Source organism: Isoptericola chiayiensis (genome assembly GCF_013149805.1).
In the GTDB taxonomy this organism is placed as follows: Bacteria; Actinomycetota; Actinomycetes; order Actinomycetales; family Cellulomonadaceae; genus Isoptericola; species Isoptericola chiayiensis.
This window is the reverse complement of sequence record NZ_JABEZT010000006.1, coordinates 173,536-191,188: the sequence shown is the minus strand read 5'-3', so window position 1 is coordinate 191,188 and position 17,653 is coordinate 173,536. Positions and strand designations below refer to the sequence as shown.

Genomic DNA, 17,653 nt, shown 5'->3' with positions numbered 1-17,653 from the left:
TCAGCGCGCCGCGGCGATCCGCAGCTCGAGGGAGTCCACGCGGTCGGCGATGGGCCGCGCCGCCGCGAGACGCGCGTTGACCTGACCGAGCACCGCGTCCAGCCCGGCACGGTCCAGTCCCGGGTCCAGCGCGAGCACGACGGCGACCTCGGCCTTGCGCCCCGGTTCGGCATGGGCGCGCACCACGTGCTGCACCGGCGCTGCGGCGTCGCCGACGGCGCGGGCCACCTCGGCGTCGACCTCGAGGCCGTCCGCCGTCGGCACGAGGGCGGGCCGCCACTCGACGCCTTGCGCCAGCGCCCACACGGCGGGGCGGGGCACCTGGACCGTGATCGGCCCGGCCGGGTCCACGACCAGCAACGACCACTGCTCGTCGACGGCGGACAGCGCGGCACGTCGCGCCTCGACGGGCACGGGGCGCGCGTCCGACCGCCACGCCTGCATCGCGGCCACCGACGTGAACACCGGCAGGGCCCGCCGGCCGTCCGGGGACTCGAGGGCGACGACACCGGCCGACGCCTCCTTGTCGACCTCGAGCGCGGCTCCGTCGTGCTCCGTGGTCCCGGTCACCTCGGCCTCGGCGAGCACGGGCACCAGCACGCGGGTGTCGGCGAGCCGCGCGACGACGTCCCGCAGCGGGGTGGACCCGGCGCGCAGACCCTCGAGCAGACGGACGAGCTCGGCGTCGGCGGACCCGTCGTCGCCGGCGAACGGGCTGGTCGGCTGGATGGACCTCATGCGCGGCCCGCCACGTCGAGCGCCTCGGGGAGCGTGAACGCCCCGGCGTAGAGCGCCTTGCCGACCACGGCACCCTCGACGCCGTCGCCGGTCAGCGTGCGCAGCACCTCCAGGTCGGCGAGCGAGGAGATGCCGCCGGAGGCGACGACCTTCGCCGGCGTGCGCGAGGCGACCTCGCGCAGCAGGTCGACGTTGGGCCCGCGCAGCGTGCCGTCCTTCGTGACGTCGGTGACCACGTAGCGGGCGCACCCGGCCTCGTCCAGCCGGGCGAGCACCTCCCACAGGTCGCCGCCCTCCTGCGTCCAGCCGCGGGCCGCCAGCGTGGTCCCGCGCACGTCGAGGCCGACGGCGACCTGGTCGCCGTGCTCGGCGATGACCCGCGCGGTCCACTCGGGGTCCTCCAGCGCCGCGGTCCCGATGTTGACGCGGCGGGCACCGGTGGCCAGCGCCCGCTCCAGGGAGGCGTCGTCCCGGATGCCGCCGGACAGCTCGACCTGCACGTCGACCTGCGCCACGACCCGGGAGAGCAGCTCCGCGTTCGACCCGCGCCCGAAGGCCGCGTCCAGGTCGACCAGGTGGATCCACTCGGCCCCGCCGGACTGCCAGTCCAGCGCGGCGGCGAGCGGGTCGCCGTAGGAGGTCTCCGAGCCGGCCTCGCCCTGGACGAGGCGGACGGCCTGGCCGTCGGCGACGTCGACGGCGGGAAGCAGCACCAGGCGTTCGGTCATGCGGGGGTCTCCAGTCGTGGTCGTCGAGCCGTCGGGTGCGGCGGTCCTCAGAGGGACCGCACCCAGTTCTCGAGCAGGGTGGCGCCGGCGTCGCCGGACTTCTCGGGGTGGAACTGCGTGGCCGACAGCGGGCCGTCCTCCACCGCGGCGACGAACCGGGCGGCGGAGCCCTCGGGCCCGTGGGTCGACCAGGTCACCCGCGGCGGGGTGAAACGGGGGTCCGCGGCGGCGTCGTGGCCCTGGGTGAAGGACTGCGCCGCGTAGGAGTGCACGAAGTAGAAGCGCTCGTGCTCGACGCCGCGGAACAGGACCGACCCCTCGGCGGCCTCGACGCCGGACCAGCCCATGTGGGGCACGACCGGTGCCTGGAGTCGGTCGACGATCCCGCGCCACTCCCCCAGGCCGTCGGCGCGCACGTCGTGCTCCACGCCCTCGTCGAACATGACCTGCATGCCGACGCAGATGCCGAGCACCGGCCGGCCACCGGCGAGGCGGCGGTCCACGACCTGGTCGCCGCGGACGGCCTTCAGTCCCTCCATGCAGGCGGCGAAGGCGCCGACACCGGGCACGACGAGACCGTCGGACTCGATCGCGGCGTGCCGGTCCGCGGTGAGCTCGACGTCGGCGCCCACGCGCTCGAGAGCGCGCACCGCCGAGCGGACGTTGCCGAACCCGTAGTCGAGCACGACCACCCGCGGACGACCCGCCGCACGGGGCGTGGGGGCGGGCCGGGCGTTCAGCTCGGCCGCGGCGCCGCCGTCGGGCAGGAGGTCGGGGACGTCGCTCATCGCTTCCTCCGGCGCGCCTTGCGGGACACGGACGAGAGCATGCGCACCGCCTTGAGCCGTCCGATACCGGCCGACGGCACCACGCCCGGCAGGTCGTCGATCGTCAGGTGGCCGGTCAGCAGGTCCTCGAGGGCGTCGGGGGCGCCACCCAGGACGAGGCCCGCCGGGAGCCGGCCCTCGTCGGCCCCGTCGACGTACCGGTGGCAGGTCAGCTGCTCGCCGGTGCGGGTGACCAGGATCAGCGGCACCCCCTTGACCACCGCCGACACGGTGGCCGCCGCGTGCTGCGGCGCCTCGCCGCCGCGGTCGCGCAGCACGGCCAGCGCCCCGACCGGGGTGGGTACCGCGTCGACCTCGATCTCGGCCAGGGCGCACGCCGCGGCCAGGGGCTCGGCGTCGGCGACCTGGGTGATGAGCACCGCGATCTCCGGTTCGGCGGAGCCGCCGTCGAGGGTGGACAGGTCGTCGGGGACCTCGAAGTCGTCCGGGACGTCGGGCAGGTCGGGTCGCTGCGACCCGTCGTGGAACTGGTCGGGCACCCTACAGCGCTCCCTTGGTCGACGGGATGCCCTCGACACGCTCGTCGAGGGCGACGGCGGCCCGCAGCGCGCGGGCGAGCGCCTTGAACTGGGCCTCCACGATGTGGTGGGGATCGCGCCCGGCCAGGACCCGCACGTGCAGGCAGATCCCGGCGTGGTGCGCGATCGACTCGAGCACGTGCCGCGTCAGCGAGCCGGTGAAGTGGCCGCCGATCAGGTGGTACTCCTGGCCGGCGGGCTCTCCGGAGTGCACCAGGTACGGGCGCCCGGAGACGTCGACGACGGCCTGGGCCAGCGCCTCGTCCAGCGGGACGAGCGCGTCGCCGAACCGGGAGATGCCCTTCTTGTCGCCCAGGGCCTGCTTCAGGGCCTCCCCGAGCACGATCGCGGTGTCCTCGACGGTGTGGTGGGCGTCGATGTCGGTGTCGCCGTGCGCCTGGACCGTCAGGTCGATCAACGAGTGCTTGCCGAGGGCCGTGAGCATGTGGTCGTAGAACGGCACGGTCGTGGAGATGTCGGTGCGGCCGGTGCCGTCGAGGTCCAGCTCGACGACGACGGTCGACTCGCTCGTGGCGCGCTCCACCCGCGCGGTGCGGCCTGCCATCACAGTTCCTCCTGGGCGATCACGTCGGTCAGGGCGTCCTGGAACGCCCGGGTCTCGGCCGGGGTGCCGACGGAGACCCGCAGCCAGCCCTCCGGCCCGGTCTCGCGGATGAGCACGCCGCGGTCCAGCAGCCCCTGCCAGACCGCGTGCCGGTCGTCGAACGTGCCGAACAGCACGAAGTTGGCGTCGGTCTCGGCCACCTGCAGCGCGCGGCCCCCCGCACGCTGCGTGCGCAACCATGCCACGAGCGCGTCGCGCTGCGCACGCAGGTCCGCCACCTGGGCGAGCAGCGAGTCGCGGTGGGCGAGCGCCGCCCGCGCGGCCGCCTGCGTGACGGCCGACAGGTGGTAGGGAAGCCGGACCACGCGCAGCGCGTCGACCAGCGCGGTCGACGCCGCGAGGTAGCCCAGGCGCATCCCGGCGGCGGCGAACGCCTTGGACATGGTCCGGGTGACCGCCAGGTGCGGGTGGTCGGCCAGCAGGTCCAGGGCCGACGGCGTGCCCTCCCGCCGGAACTCGGCGTACGCCTCGTCGACGACGACGACGGCGGGCACCCGGGCCGCGGCGTCCAGGACGGCCTCGAGGGTCTCGCGGGGCAGCGCCGTGCCGGTCGGGTTGTTCGGGCTGGCGAGCAGGACCACCGAGGGCCGCTCCGCCTCGATCAGGGCCACGGCCGCGGCGGGGTCGATCGTGAAGTCCTCGGCGCGGCGCCCCGTCACCCACCGCGTGTGCGTGTCCCGGGCGTACTCGGGGTACATCGAGTACGTCGGCGCGAACGACACGGCGGTCCGTCCGGGGCCGCCGAACGCCTGCAGCAGGTGCAGCATGACCTCGTTCGACCCGTTCGCCGCCCAGACCTGGGACGGGTCGAGCCGGACACCGGACTCGACGGCGAGGAAGTCGGCCAGGTCCTGGCGCAGCCCCGGGAAGTCGCGGTCCGGGTACCGGTTCAGCCCCCGGGCGGCCTCGGCGACGCTCGCGGCGATCGTGGCCACGACCTCCTCGGAGGGCGCGAACGGGTTCTCGTTGACGTTGAGCAGCACGGGCACGTCGAGCTGCGGCGCCCCGTAGGGCACCTCGTCGGCGAGCTCGGGGCGCAGCGGAAGGACCGGCACGGCAGGGGTGGTCACCGGCCCAGTCTACGAGCGATCCGGAGGGTCGGTGCGGCGCGCCGGACGTCAGGCGACCACGACGTCGCCGTCCACGACCTCCACGGCGACCTCGCCCAGGGGCTCCGGTGCGGGACCGGACTGCACCGCGGCGTCGGTGAGGGAGAACACCGACCGGTGGCAGGGGCACTCGAGCACGCCGTCGCCGGGGGTCACGGTGCAGCCCTGGTGGGTGCACACGGCGCTGAAGGCGTGCACCTCCCCCTCGGAAGGCTGCGTCACCAGCACCGCCACCCCGGCCACCTCGGCGCTGACGGCACCGCCCACGGGCACGTCGGCGAGCGCCACGACGACCTCCCCCGCGCCGGAGGTGGACACGTCGTCGACCGACGCCCCCGGGTCGGTGCCCTCCGAGCAGGCGGCGAGGGCTCCGCCCACGGCGAGACCGCCGACGGCGACCGAGGCCCCCCGCAGGACCTGACGTCGGGTGCAGCACGGTGCGGGCTGGTTCATCGAGGTCTCCTCGCGACGGGACGTGCCGGGTGGGGCACGCCGCATGGTGGCAGCATGTCCATCATGGATGCATCCTCGGGCCAGGTGCCAGCCGCGCACGGTCGGGCCCGGCCCCCGGTGGCCCGCCTCTGGCGCGTGGTGGCGGCCGTGGGCGTCCTGGTCTCGGCGGCGGTGCACCTGGTGCTGTGGGTCGACGGGTACCGCGACATCGCCGTCGTGGGTCCGCTGTTCCTCCTCAACGGCGTCGGCGGCGCGGTCCTGGCCGTGCTCCTGGTGCTGTGGCGGCACTGGCTCCCGCTGGTGGGCGGGATCGGGTTCGGCGCCGCCACGCTGCTGGCGTTCGTGGCGTCGACGACGGTCGGGTTCTTCGGCGTGACGAGCGCCCAGGCGGGGCCCAACGAGTGGATCGCGGCGGTGTCGGAGGTGCTGGCCGTGGTCGCCTCGACGGCGGCGCTGCTGCGCGAGCAGTCCCGCTGACCGCCGGCCGCCGTCCGCCGGTGCCGCGTGACCCTGTGGACGACGGCGGCGCGATGTCGCGGGCAGCGCCTACGATCGCCGGGTGGCCTCCACCGACGACCAGTACGCCGACCTCGTGCCCGCCTGGACCGACGACGACGTGCCCCCGGACGACGACGCACCGCCGCCGGAGGACGACCTCGCCCCGCCGGGCGACGCCCACCTGGCCGGCGCCCCCGTGCCGCGCGGTGCCGGCACCGGTACCGGCGCCGACGAGCGTACCGGCGCCCCGGGACCGTCCCCGGACCGCGCGGAGGCGACCAGGCGCGCCAAGCTGGCGATGCTGCGCGGGCTGATGGACACCGCCGGCACCGGAGACGGGTCGAGCACGCTGCGGGAGCAGGCCACGACGGCGCTGCGCGCCCTGGTCGGCCGCGACGACGTCGAGCTGCGCGAGGACCAGTGGAGCGCGATCGAGGCCCTGGTCGCCTTCCACCGCCGCGCCCTCGTGGTCCAGCGCACGGGCTGGGGCAAGTCGGCCGTGTACTTCGTCGCCACGTCGCTGCTGCGGTCCCGCGGCGCGGGACCGACGGTCATCGTCTCGCCCCTGCTCGCGCTCATGCGGGACCAGATCGCCGCCGCCGGCCGGGCCGGCATCCGCGCCGTGACGATCAACTCGGCCAACGTCGCGGAGTGGGACGAGATCCACCGGCGCATCGCGGCCGGCGAGGTCGACGTCCTGCTGTGCTCGCCGGAGCGCCTCAACAACCCGGCGTTCCGCGACGAGGTGCTGCCACGGCTGGCGGCCGACGCCGGTCTCGTCGTCGTCGACGAGGCGCACTGCATCTCCGACTGGGGCCACGACTTCCGGCCCGACTACCGGCGCATCCGCACCCTGCTGGCCGACCTGCCGCCGGGGATCCCGGTGCTCGCCACCACGGCCACCGCCAACGAGCGGGTCACCCGCGACGTGGCCGAGCAGCTCGCGGTGCGCACCGACGGTGTCGACGCCGGGACCACCACCGTCGAGGAGGCGCTGGCGACCACCGAGGACGTGCTGGTGCTGCGCGGGGGCCTGGACCGCGAGTCGCTGCACCTGGCGGTCCTCGAGCTGGGCGACCAGCCGACCCGGGTGGCCTGGCTGGTCGAGGCGCTGCAGGAGATCGACGGGTCGGGCATCGTCTACTGCCTGACCGTGTCCGCGGCCGAGGAGGTCGCCTCCCAGCTCCGCGGAGCGGGACTGGCCGTGGAGGCCTACACCGGCCGCACCGACCCGACCCAGCGCGAGCAGCTCGAGGAGGACCTCAAGGACAACCGTGTCAAGGCCCTCGTGGCGACGTCGGCGCTCGGGATGGGCTTCGACAAGCCCGACCTGGCGTTCGTCGTCCACCTGGGCGCGCCGTCGTCGCCGATCGCCTACTACCAGCAGGTGGGGCGTGCGGGACGTGGCGTCGACGACGCCGTCGTGGTGCTCCTGCCGGGTCACGAGGACCGCGCCATCTGGGACTGGTTCGGATCGCAGGCCTTCCCCGCCGAACCGCAGGTGCGGGCGGCGCTCGCCGCGCTGGACGGTGCCGGTCAGACGATGTCCACGGCCGCGCTGGAGACGCACGTCGACCTCAAGCGCTCCCGGCTGGAGACCATGCTCAAGGTCCTCGACGTCGACGGCGCGGTCCGCCGGGTCCAGGGCGGCTGGGTGGCCACCGGCGCCGAGTGGTCCTACGACGCCGCCCGCTACGAGCGCGTGGAGCAGGCACGGCGCGCCGAGCAGCGGGCGATGCTGGACTTCATCGCCACCGACGGGTGCCGGATGCGGTTCCTGCGCGATCAGCTCGACGACCCGGAGCTGGCCGAGGGCTGGACGTGCGGTCGGTGCGACCGGTGCGGCGGCGTCGCCCTGCCGCCTCCGCCCGACGCCGAGACGGTCGCGTCCGCCCGCTCCGAGATGGACCGTCCGGGCCTCGAGGTGGCACCGCGCAAGATGTGGCCGTCCGGGCTGTCGTCGCTCGGCCTCGAGGTCAAGGGCAAGATCGCCGAGTCGGAGCGCGCCGAGCCGGGCCGCGCGGTCGCGCGGTTCGACGGCCTCGGATGGTCCAACCCGGTCCGCGACCTCTTCGCACCGACGACGCCCGACGGCGAGACGCCGGTCGCGCTGCGGGGTGCGGCGGCCCGCGTGCTGGACGACTGGGACGCGATCCGCGAGCCCTCCGAGGCCGGCACGGACGGCGCGGAGATCGGCACGGACGGCGCGGGTGCCGGGGCGGACGGCGGCCCGGGGGCCCTGCTCGTCGAAGGGGTCGTGGCGGTCCGGTCGGTCACCCGTCCGCAGCTGACCTTCCACCTGGCCAACGGTCTGGCGTCCTACCTCGGCGTACCGCTCATCGGTGCGGTCGGGCCGGCGCCGGGCGCCGAGGAGCCCGGCCGCCACGACGTCAACTCGGCGATGCGCCTCGCGGGGGTGGCGCGGCGGCTGCGTCTCGAGCTGAACGCGGCGGCGCTGTCCGGCCTGCCCGGGCGACGGGTGCTGCTCGTGGACGACTGGACCGAGTCCGGCTGGACCCTCACGGTCGCGGCGCGGCTGCTGCGCGAGGCCGGGGCGGCGGCCGTGTTCCCGTTCGTGCTCGGCGTGCGCTAACGCCCCAGGAGTCCGCGCACGTCGTCCGCCGCGAGGGACCCGGAGAACCGTCCGCCCGCGTCGTCCACCACGGCGTCGAACAGCGCGGCCTTGCGCCGGGCGAGCGCCATCACCTTCTCCTCGATCGTGTCGGCGGCCACAAGCCGGGTGACCTGGACGGGACGCGTCTGGCCGATGCGGTGCGTGCGGTCGACGGCCTGCGCCTCGGCGGCCGGGTTCCACCACGGGTCCAGCAGGTAGACGTGGTCCGCCTCGGTGAGGTTGAGCCCGAAGCCACCGGCCTTGAGGCTGATGAGGAACACCGGGGCGTCGCCGGACCGGAACGCGGCGACCACCTCCTGGCGACGCGTGGTCGAACCGTCCAGGTAGACGTGCTCCAGCCCGGCTGCGGCGCACCGCTCGGCGACCCGGCCGAGGAACGACGTGAACTGGCTGAACACGAGCGCCCGGTGCCCCTCGGCGGCGATCTCGGTGAGCTGGTCGACGACGAGGTCGAGCTTGGCGGACCCGACCCCGGTGTACGCGTCGTCCACCAGGGAAGCGTCCAGCGCGAGCCGGCGCAGCACGGTCAGCGCACGGAAGATCGCCGAGCGGTTGGCGTCGAAGTCCTCGAGCAGCCCCAGCAGCCGCTGCCGCTCGCGCTGGAGGTGGGTGTCGTAGACCTTGCGGTGGTCCGGCGTGAGCGGCACCCGCAGCACCTGCTCGGTGCGCGCGGGCAGCTCGGGGGCCACCTGCTCCTTGGTGCGGCGCAGCATCAGGGTGCGCAGCCGACGCTGCAGGAGCCCCAGCGCCCGGTTTCCGGCGGCGACGACCTGCGGGTCGTCGTCGCGCGCCGCGGCCTGCACCGGCTTGACCGTCTGCTCGCGGAACCGCTGCACGGACGGGTACAGGCCGGGGGCCACGATCGCGAGGATCGCCCACAGCTCGGTCAGGTCGTTCTCCAGCGGGGTGCCGGTGACGGCGAGCTTGAACGGGGCCCGCAGCGCCCGGGCGGTGCGGTTGGCCCGCGTGCGGGGGTTCTTGGCGAACTGCGCCTCGTCGAGGATCAGCCCGGACCACTCCATCCCGGCCAGGGCGTCGAACTCCAGGCGGTAGACCGCGTACGAGACCACCACGACGTCGGCGCCCGCCACCCGGTCGGCGACCGACGTGCCGAGCTTCTTCGCGGTGGCGGGCAGCGTCGCGACACGCAGGTCCGGGGTGAAGCGGGTCGCCTCGTCCACCCAGTTGCCGACCACCGACGCCGGCGCGACGACGACGAAGGGCGGGTCCTGCGGCCGCTCGGCGCGGGCGTGCGCCACGAACGCGAGGGTCTCGACCGTCTTGCCCAGGCCCATGTCGTCGGCGAGGATCCCGCCCAGCCCGTGCCGCCACAGGAACGTGAGCCACTCGAACGCCTGGTGCTGGTAGGGCCTCAGCTCTGCGCGCAGGCCGGACGGGGCACGCAGGTCGTCGAGCACGGCCCGGCCCTCCGCGAGGGCCGCCAGCCCCGTCACCGTGCGTCGCCAGTCGTCCGCGACCTCGACGGCGTCGGCGACGTCCTCGAGCTCGCCCCACAGGTCGGCGTCGTAGCGGCTCACGCTCAGCGCCCCGCGACGGTCGTCGAGCGAGGCGGCGTCGTCGATGAGACCGCGCAGGCGGTCCAGCACCGGCTGGTCGAGCCGCAGCCACGACCCGTCGACGAGCAGCAGCCGCTTCTGCCGGCGGGCCAGCGCGGTGAACAGGCGTGAGAAGGGCACCTCCCGGCCGCCGACGGAGACGGAGATCCCCAGGTCCAGCCAGTCGGCGTCCCCCGAGGCGGCGCCCTCGACGACGACCCGTGCCGGACCGTCGAGATGGTGGTAGTCCGGGACGTCCTCGGCGTCCAGCACGACGTCGGGACCGGCGGTCGCCAGAGCGGGCAGCAGGTCGTGGGCGAGGTCGAGCGCCTCCAGCCCCCGGACGGTCCACGAGTCCGCCAGCTCGTGGCGAGCGTGACCCGGCACGCCCCGCACGACCGCGAGCGCCTTGGCGCGGATCTCGCGCTCCACCTCGAGGTCGCGGGTGGGGTCCGTCTCGGCGCCGTCGAGCGGCACCGACCGGTCCCGTCCGCTGCCGCCGTAGCGCCAGTGCCAGTCGAGCCGCGCCTCTTCCGGGGAGGCGAACCGCACCGTGGCGACCAGGACCGGGCGCGGCGGCTCGGGCACCTCGACCGTGCCGTCGGAGGTGACGCGGACCGTCCGTCGCAGCGCCGGCAGGTGCTCGTCCCAGAGCTCGGTCAGGTCCGACGCCGGCACGTCGATCCGGCCGCCGGCGAGCAGGTCGGCCGCTCCGTCCGCGAGACGTCGCGGGGCGGGCCCGAGGTGCAGCACCGTGCGCCCCTCGGCCGCCACCGCGGCGTACAGGCCCGTGTCACCGACGGTGCCGGGCGTGGCGCGCGCGGGCACGTCCACGCCGTCGAAAGCGAGTCGCGGCTCGAGACCGACGCCGTCGTCGGTCCGTCGCGCCTCGAGCCGGAGCGTGGCCCGGTCGGCGAGGCGGACCTCGTCGCGTGCGCCGTGCCCGACCAGGGGGACCTCCAGCTCCGCAGCCTCCGCGAGCAGCGCCCAGAGTCCACGACCGCCCGCGTCGAGGGAGCGCCAGGCCTCCCGCGTGGCGAAGGGACCGGGTGCCAGCGCGGCGCCCAGGTCGGCGAACCAGCGCCGCACCGCCGGTCGCGGCGTGGCACGCACGCCGGCGAACGCGTACAGGCCGCGGCTCAGCGCGTCCCACCCCGCCTCCGGTGCGACCTTCCAGCCGCCCTTCTTCGCCGGCACCACCGGCCGGACGGACAGGCCCGGCGCCGTGTCGCCGAACGCGCCGTCGAGCCGGAAGCGCAGCGCGACGCGCAGGACGTCTCCCCCGCCGTGCTCCGCCGTCGCACCGGGAACGCGGCCGGTGACGCCGGCCAGTCGTCCGCGCCAGCCGTCGGCGCCCGCGTCGCGGTCCGGTCCGTCGACGCCGTGCCGGCCGACCTCGAGCAGCGCGGCGGCGACGTGCTTGCAGTCGACGCCGACCGGGCACGTGCAGCTCGAGTCCTCGAAGCCGTACCGGTCCCCGTCGACGACGAACCACACGCGGCAGGTGTAGGGCTGCGCGCCGCTGCCGGTCACGCGCGCGGTCAGGACGAGGCCGTCGGCGTCCCAGCGCCACGAGCGGACCATGCCGGCACGCTGGTACCCCTGCCCCCGGCGGAACATCGTGGCCCCGACGACGCCGCCGACCACGAGCGGGTCGAGGCGGGGCGGGGCGGCGGTCACGGCGTCCATGCTGCCACGCGGCGCCGACACCCTCCGGTGGGCGCCGGCGCAGGGCCGCTTGGCACACTATTCTCAGGGTGACGGCCCGCTGCGCGCGCCGGGCCACCGAGCCGCCGACGGACCGCCGACCGGACCGCCCGGCCGCCGTCAGAAGCGCCCGCGGACCGCCTCGCCGTGCGCCGGCAGGTCCTCGTCGTCGGCGACGGCCACGATCCGGTCCGCCACCTCGGCCAGGGCGTCCCGCGTGTACTCGATCACCTGCACCGACTTCAGGAAGGCGTGCACGCCGAGCCCGCTGGCGAACCGCGCGGTGCCGCCCGTGGGCAGCACGTGGTTCGACCCGGCGAGGTAGTCGCCGAGGGAGACCGGCGACCAGGGGCCCACGAAGATCGCGCCCGCGGACCGCACCCGCTGCGCCAGGTCGGCGGCCTGCCGGGTCTGGATCTCCAGGTGCTCGGCGCCGTAGGCGTCCACGACCGCCAGCCCGTGCTCGACGTCGTCCACGAGCACGACGGCGGACTGCGGCCCGCCGAGGGCCGTCGCCACCCGCGCCGCGTGCTTCGTGCCCTCCGCGAGGTCGACCAGCCGCGCCTCGACGGCCCCGGCCAGCTCGACCGAGGGGGTCACCAGCACCGAGGCCGCCATCGGGTCGTGCTCGGCCTGACTGATGAGGTCCAGCGCCACGTGGTCGGCGGAGGCCGTGTCGTCGGCGAGCACCGCGATCTCCGTCGGGCCCGCCTCCGAGTCGATGCCCACGACGCCGCGCACGAGCCGTTTGGCCGCCGCCACGTACACGTTGCCCGGGCCCGTGATCACGTCCACCGGCTCGCACAGGACCGCGCCGTCGACCGGCTCGCTGCCCGCCGCGCCGTACGCGAACATCGCCACCGCCTGCGCGCCGCCGACGGCGTACACCTCGTCCACGCCAAGCAGCGCGCACGCCGCGAGGATGGTCGGGTGCGGCAGACCGCCGGAGTCCTTCTGCGGGGGCGAGGCCACGGCCAGCGCGGCCACACCGGCCTCCTGGGCGGCCACGACGTTCATGATCACCGAGGAGGGGTACACCGCCAGACCGCCCGGGGCGTACAGACCCACGCGCTCCACGGGCACCCAGCGCTGACGCACCTCGGCGCCGTCGGCGAGCACCGTGGCGTGCTCCCGCGGGACCTGCGCGGCGTGCACCGCGCGCACACGGCGGATCGACTCCTCCAGGGCGGAACGCACCGCGTCGTCGAGACCCTCCAGCGCCGTGGTCAGCGCGCCCGCCGGGACCCGCAGATGCTCCGGCCGGACGCCGTCGAACCGCTGCGCGAGGTCCCGCAGCGCCCCGGCGCCACGACCGCGCACGTCCTCGATGACCGAGGTCACCGCGGGCAGCGCCTCCTCCACCCCGATCTCGGGGCGCGGGAGCACGTCGAGGAGGTCGGCACGGGACAGGGACCTGCCCCGCAGGTCGATTCGCTGGATCACCCACCCAGTCTAGGTCCGGCGGCGGCGGTCGGCGGGGCCGTCCCGGACAATGGATCCATGGACACCCCGATCGAGGTCCCCATCCGCGACGACGTCATCCGCCTGGGTCAGTTCCTCAAGCTGGCCGGGCTCGCCGAGTCCGGCACCCACGCCCGGGACCTGGTCGCCGACGGCGACGTGCTGGTCGACGGCGAGGTCGAGACGCGACGAGGCCGCCAGCTCCAGCGCGGGGCACGCGTCACCGTGGCCGGCCCGGAGGGCGAGGAGACCGCCGTCGTCGCCTGATCCGCGCTGTGGGGAGGGGGGTTCAGGAGGCCATGTAGGCCGACGACATGGTCCGGTCCACGTGCAGGTGCAGCACGATCCGGTCGGGGTCGTACTCGACCTGCCGGTAGCGCCGGGCGTAGCGCCGCACCGCCTCGGCGACCTCGTCGGGATCCTCGACCGCCTCGAGGGTGCCCTCGAGCGTCAGCCACCGGCCGCCGTCGACCTGGCACAGCGCGGCCCGCGGAGGTGCGCCGTCGGCGCCGCGTCGCCGGGCGTTGCGGGCCTTGACCGAGCCCCGGCGCGCGGTGACGCGGGCGATACCGCGCTCGGCGTCCCACGTGAAGGCCACCGGCACGACGTGCGGCGTGCCGTCGGCGCGCAGCGTCGTCAGCGTGGCCAGATGACGTTCGGTGACGAAGACGAGCTGTTCCGGGTTGAGTCGCACCCGGGACACCCTACGACCCGAACCCGAAGGTCATCACGGCCGGCAGCACGCCGTCGTGCAGCCCGCGCAGCACGGGCCGCTCGTGCGGCACCACCGGGTCCGGCAGCGCGACGAGCGGGAACCAGCGCAGGTCCGCGGTCCGCTCGGGCTCGCGGATCTGCAGCTCGCCGCTCCAGCGGTCCGCGGCGAAGAAGACGTCGACGCGCTGCTCGAGCGCCGGACCGCCGGGCAGGCCGCGGTGCTGGACGGTCAACGGCACCAGGTCCGACGGCGTCACCGTGACACCGAGCTCCTCCCGCACCTCGCGCACGGCGGCGTCGAGCACCGACTCCCCCGCCTCGACGTGGCCCGCGGCCCCCGCCGCCCAGAAGCCGTCCATGAACCCGGTGCCCCGGCGCAGCTGGAGCAGGACCTGCCCCTCGCGGCGCAGCAGCACGTACGCGGCCGGCACCACGCGGAACCGGTGGTCGGCGCTGCCGTCGTCCCAACCGGGACGCGTCGGCCCCGTCATGACAGGCAGCTCGGGCCCAGCAGGGCCTTGAGGTCGCCGAACAGGGCCGGGGACTTCTCGACCCGCAGCCCGTCGCCCGCCTGCACCAGGGTGCGCTTGCCGGGCTCGGCGACGGACACCTGAACCGCGGCCGAACCCGGGTGCGTGGCCAGGACCTCGCGCAGCCGGACCATGACCGGTTCGACGCACCGGGTGTGCGGGACGGTCACCTGCACCGGCGAGTCCGCCACCGCGGACGTGTCCGGCAACGAGACCTCCTGGGCCTGGAGCTGCATCTGGTCGTCGCGGCGGCGCACCCGACCCTTGAGCGTGACCACCTGGTCCTCGGCCAGCACCGTGGAATAGGCGAGGTACGTCTCGCCGAAGAACATCACCTCGACGGCGCCCTCGAGGTCCTCGATGGTCACCGCGGCCCACGGGTTGCCGTTCTTGGAGATCTTGCGCTGGACCGAGGTGAGCAGACCGGCCACCGTCACGCTGGACCCGTCCGCGCGGTGCTCGTCGGCCATCAGGGTGGCGATCGAGGTGTCCGCCGCACGCGACAGCACGTGCTCCAGCCCGGACAGCGGGTGGTCGGAGACGTACAGGCCGAGCATCTCACGCTCGAACGACAGCCGCTGCTTCTTGTCCCAGTCCGGCAGGTCAGGGACCTCGACGGCGAAGGTCACGGCGTCGTCCGACCCGCCGCCCAGGTCGGCGAACAGGTCGAACTGCCCCTCGGCCTCCTTGCGCTTGACCGAGATCACCGAGTCCACGGCCTGCTCGTGCACCACGAGCAGCGCCCGGCGCGGATGCCCCAGGGAGTCGAAGGCCCCGGCCTTGATCAGGGACTCGATGGTGCGCTTGTTGCACACCACGGCGGGCACCTTGTCCAGGAAGTCCGTGAACGACGTGAACGCCCCGTGCTCCTCGCGCGCGGCGACGATGGCGTCCACCACGTTGGCGCCGACGTTGCGCACCGCCGTCAGGCCGAACCGGATGTCCTCCCCGACGGCGGTGAACTTCGCCGCCGACTCGTTGACGTCCGGCGGCAGCACCGTGATCCGCATCCGGCGGCACTCGCCCAGGTAGAGCGCCATCTTGTCCTTGTCGTCCCGCACGGACTGCAGAAGACCGGCCATGTACTCGGTCGGGTAGTTCGCCTTGAGGAAGGCGGTCCAGTAGGCGACCAGGCCGTAGCCCGCCGAGTGCGCCTTGTTGAAGGCGTACCCGGCGAACGGCACCAGGGTGTCCCACACCGCCTGGATCGCGGCGTCCGAGTAGCCGCGCTCCTTGCAGCCGGCCTCGAAGTTGACGAACTCCTTGGCCAGCACCTCGGGCTTCTTCTTGCCCATGGCGCGCCGCAGCAGGTCGGCCTGTCCCAGCGAGTACCCGGCGAGCACCTGCGCCGCGCGCTGGACCTGCTCCTGGTAGACGATCAGGCCGTACGTCTCGTCGAGGACCTCGGACAGCGGCTCGGCGAGCTCGGGGTGGATCGGCTCGATCTTCTGCATGCCGTTCTTGCGCAACGCGTAGTTGACGTGCGAGTTCATGCCCATCGGCCCCGGGCGGTACAGGGCGATGACGGCCGAGAGGTCGTCGAACTTGTCGGGCCGCATCTGGCGCAGGAGCGAGCGCATGGGACCGCCGTCGAGCTGGAACACCCCGAGCGTCTCGCCGCGGGCCAGCAGCTCGTAGGACGCCTTGTCGTCGAGGGCCACCGTCTCGATCTGGACCGGGTCCTTGCCGTTGGCCTCGATGATCTCGAGGGCGTCCTCGAGGATCGTGAGGTTGCGCAGCCCCAGGAAGTCCATCTTGATCAGGCCCAGACCCTCGCAGGTCGGGTAGTCGAACTGCGTGATGACCGCGCCGTCCTGCGGGCGGCGCATGATCGGGATGACGTCGATCAGCGGGTCCGAGGACATGATCACGCCCGCCGCGTGCACGCCCCACTGCCGCTTGAGCCCCTCGATGCCGCGCGCCGTCTCGACCACGCGCTGCGCCTCGGGGTCCGTGTCGTGGAGCTGGCGGAACTCCCCCGCCTCCGAGTAGCGGTCGTGGTCCGGGTCGAAGATGCCCGACAGCGGGATGTCCTTGCCCATGACGGGCGGCGGCATCGCCTTGGTGAGCCGCTCGCCCATCGCGAACGGGAACCCGAGCACCCGCGAGGCGTCCTTGAGCGCCTGCTTCGCCTTGATCGAGCCGTAGGTGGCAATCATCGCGACCCGGTCGTCGCCGTACTTGTCGGAGACGTAGCGGATGACCTCGGAGCGCCGGCGCTCGTCGAAGTCCACGTCGACGTCGGGCATGCTGACGCGCTCGGGGTTGAGGAAGCGCTCGAAGATGAGGCCGTGCTCGATCGGGTCGAGCTCCGTGATGCCCATGACGTAGGCGACCATCGACCCGGCCGCCGAGCCGCGGCCCGGGCCGACGCGGATGCCCTGCTCCTTGGCCCAGTTGATGAAGTCCGCGACCACGAGGAAGTAGCCGGGGAAGCCCATCTGGACGATGACCTCGGTCTCGTACTTCGCCTGGGCGCGCACCGCGTCCGGGATGCCCTGCGGGTACCGCACGTGCATCCCCTTCTCGACCTCCTTGACGAACCAGGAGACCTCGTCCTCGCCCGCCGGGACCGGGAAGCTCGGCATGTAGTTCGCGCCGGTGTCGAAGGAGACCTCGCAGCGCTCGGCGATCAGCAGGGTGTTGTCGACCGCCTCCGGCATCTCCGCGAACAACCGTCGCATCTCGGCGCCGGACTTGACGTAGAAGCTGTCACCGCTGAACGCGAACCGGCTGCCGCCCTGGTCGTAGGTCGGCTCGTCCAGCGTCGAGCCCGAGTTCACCGCGAGCAGCACCTCGTGGGCGTGGGAGTCCTCCTGCTTGGTGTAGTGCAGGTCGTTCGTCGCCACCAGCGGCGCGCCGATGTGCTGCGCCAGGCGCAGCAGGTCCTTGGACGTGCGGGACTCGATCTCGATCCCGTGGTCCATCAGCTCGACGAAGTAGTTCTCCTTGCCGAAGATGTCCTGGTACTCGCCGGCGGCCCGGACCGCCTCGTCCCACTGGCCCAGCCGCAGCCGGGTCTGGATCTCCCCCGACGGGCAGCCCGAGGTGGCCATGAGGCCCTCGGAGTAGGTCTCGAGCAGCTCGCGGTCCATCCGGGGCCACTTGCCCATCTGACCGTCCAGCGACGCCAGCGACGAGGCCCGGAACAGGTTGTGCATCCCCGTGTTGTCCCGCGACCAGAGCGTCATGTGGGTGTAGGCGCCGCCGGCCGAGACGTCGTCGCGCTTCTGGTGCTGCTCGCCCCACTGCACCTTGGTGCGGTCGTGCCGGCTCGTGCCGGGCGTGACGTAGGCCTCGACGCCGATGATGGGCTTGATGTCGTACTTCCGGGCCGTGCTCCAGAAGTCGAAGGCGCCGAAGAGGTAGCCGTGGTCGGTGATGGCGATGGCCTGCTGGCCCAGCCGGGCGACCTCGGAGAACAGGTCGTCCATCCGTGCCGCGCCGTCGAGCATCGAGTACTCGGTGTGGACGTGCAGGTGGACGAAGTCGTCGGTCTTCGAAGAGGTCTCGGCGTCCGGCATGCCCCGAGT

At 74.1% G+C, this 17,653-nt stretch carries 15 protein-coding genes; 3 read left to right on the top strand and 12 right to left on the bottom strand.

Annotated features, from left to right (window positions below):
• The 7 genes from HDG68_RS12435 to HDG68_RS12405 are packed head-to-tail and all read right to left on the bottom strand — an operon-like array spanning position 1 to position 5,019.
• Entirely contained in the window at positions 1 to 738 is a 738-nt protein-coding gene (locus tag HDG68_RS12435) for an SseB family protein (RefSeq protein WP_172152540.1), read from the bottom strand.
• Complete coding sequence (gene priA / locus HDG68_RS12430; protein ID WP_172152538.1) at positions 735 to 1,466, bottom strand: bifunctional 1-(5-phosphoribosyl)-5-((5-phosphoribosylamino)methylideneamino)imidazole-4-carboxamide isomerase/phosphoribosylanthranilate isomerase PriA; 732 nt, start codon at positions 1,464 to 1,466, stop codon at positions 735 to 737. Before priA ends, HDG68_RS12435 begins: the two co-directional genes overlap by 4 nt.
• Positions 1,467 to 1,513: 47 nt before the next feature.
• On the bottom strand, positions 1,514 to 2,254 hold the full coding sequence (hisH, locus tag HDG68_RS12425; RefSeq protein ID WP_172152536.1) for an imidazole glycerol phosphate synthase subunit HisH: 741 nt from the start codon (positions 2,252 to 2,254) through the stop codon (positions 1,514 to 1,516).
• Positions 2,251 to 2,793 (bottom strand): hypothetical protein, encoded by a 543-nt coding sequence (locus HDG68_RS12420; protein ID WP_172152534.1) that lies wholly within the window; start codon positions 2,791 to 2,793, stop codon positions 2,251 to 2,253. Before HDG68_RS12420 ends, hisH begins: the two co-directional genes overlap by 4 nt.
• A 1-nt stretch (position 2,794) precedes the next feature.
• On the bottom strand, positions 2,795 to 3,397 hold the full coding sequence (gene hisB / locus HDG68_RS12415; protein WP_172152532.1) for an imidazoleglycerol-phosphate dehydratase HisB: 603 nt from the start codon (positions 3,395 to 3,397) through the stop codon (positions 2,795 to 2,797).
• A complete protein-coding gene (locus tag HDG68_RS12410) occupies positions 3,397 to 4,527 on the bottom strand; it encodes a histidinol-phosphate transaminase (RefSeq protein WP_172152530.1) in 1,131 nt (376 codons plus the stop codon). The genes hisB and HDG68_RS12410 overlap by 1 nt, the downstream gene beginning before the upstream one ends.
• Before the next feature lie 48 nt (positions 4,528 to 4,575).
• Positions 4,576 to 5,019, bottom strand: coding sequence for a Rieske (2Fe-2S) protein (locus HDG68_RS12405; protein ID WP_172152528.1), 444 nt, complete (start codon positions 5,017 to 5,019; stop codon positions 4,576 to 4,578).
• A 54-nt stretch (positions 5,020 to 5,073) separates the two neighbouring features.
• Between HDG68_RS12405 and HDG68_RS12400 the strand changes: the two genes are divergently transcribed.
• Positions 5,074 to 5,496 carry a hypothetical protein gene (locus HDG68_RS12400; RefSeq protein WP_246253869.1) on the top strand — a complete coding sequence of 141 codons (423 nt, stop codon included), beginning with the start codon at positions 5,074 to 5,076 and terminating at the stop codon, positions 5,494 to 5,496.
• Positions 5,497 to 5,815: 319 nt separating this feature from the next.
• Positions 5,816 to 8,110 (top strand): RecQ family ATP-dependent DNA helicase, encoded by a 2,295-nt coding sequence (locus HDG68_RS12395; protein ID WP_172152615.1) that lies wholly within the window; start codon positions 5,816 to 5,818, stop codon positions 8,108 to 8,110.
• Here the strand turns inward: HDG68_RS12395 and HDG68_RS12390 are convergent.
• Both HDG68_RS12390 and hisD read right to left on the bottom strand, forming a co-directional pair.
• A complete protein-coding gene (locus tag HDG68_RS12390) occupies positions 8,107 to 11,397 on the bottom strand; it encodes a DEAD/DEAH box helicase (protein WP_172152526.1) in 3,291 nt (1,096 codons plus the stop codon). The genes HDG68_RS12395 and HDG68_RS12390 overlap by 4 nt on opposite strands.
• A gap of 138 nt (positions 11,398 to 11,535) precedes the next feature.
• Positions 11,536 to 12,858 carry a histidinol dehydrogenase gene (gene hisD, locus HDG68_RS12385; protein ID WP_172152524.1) on the bottom strand — a complete coding sequence of 441 codons (1,323 nt, stop codon included), beginning with the start codon at positions 12,856 to 12,858 and terminating at the stop codon, positions 11,536 to 11,538.
• Positions 12,859 to 12,915: 57 nt separating this feature from the next.
• Between hisD and HDG68_RS12380 the strand changes: the two genes are divergently transcribed.
• Positions 12,916 to 13,143: an RNA-binding S4 domain-containing protein gene (locus tag HDG68_RS12380; RefSeq protein ID WP_172152522.1), complete on the top strand. Its 228-nt coding sequence runs from the start codon at positions 12,916 to 12,918 to the stop codon at positions 13,141 to 13,143.
• A gap of 22 nt (positions 13,144 to 13,165) precedes the next feature.
• Here HDG68_RS12380 and HDG68_RS12375 read toward each other — a convergent pair whose 3' ends face one another.
• From HDG68_RS12375 to dnaE, 3 genes are read right to left on the bottom strand one after another with little or no spacing between them, the layout of a single operon-like run.
• Positions 13,166 to 13,570 (bottom strand): pyridoxamine 5'-phosphate oxidase family protein, encoded by a 405-nt coding sequence (locus tag HDG68_RS12375; RefSeq protein ID WP_343037561.1) that lies wholly within the window; start codon positions 13,568 to 13,570, stop codon positions 13,166 to 13,168.
• Between the two features lie 10 nt (positions 13,571 to 13,580).
• Positions 13,581 to 14,081: an NUDIX hydrolase gene (locus HDG68_RS12370; protein WP_172152518.1), complete on the bottom strand. Its 501-nt coding sequence runs from the start codon at positions 14,079 to 14,081 to the stop codon at positions 13,581 to 13,583.
• On the bottom strand, positions 14,078 to 17,644 hold the full coding sequence (dnaE, locus tag HDG68_RS12365; RefSeq protein WP_172152516.1) for a DNA polymerase III subunit alpha: 3,567 nt from the start codon (positions 17,642 to 17,644) through the stop codon (positions 14,078 to 14,080). The genes HDG68_RS12370 and dnaE overlap by 4 nt, the downstream gene beginning before the upstream one ends.
• Positions 17,645 to 17,653: the final 9 nt, after the last annotated feature.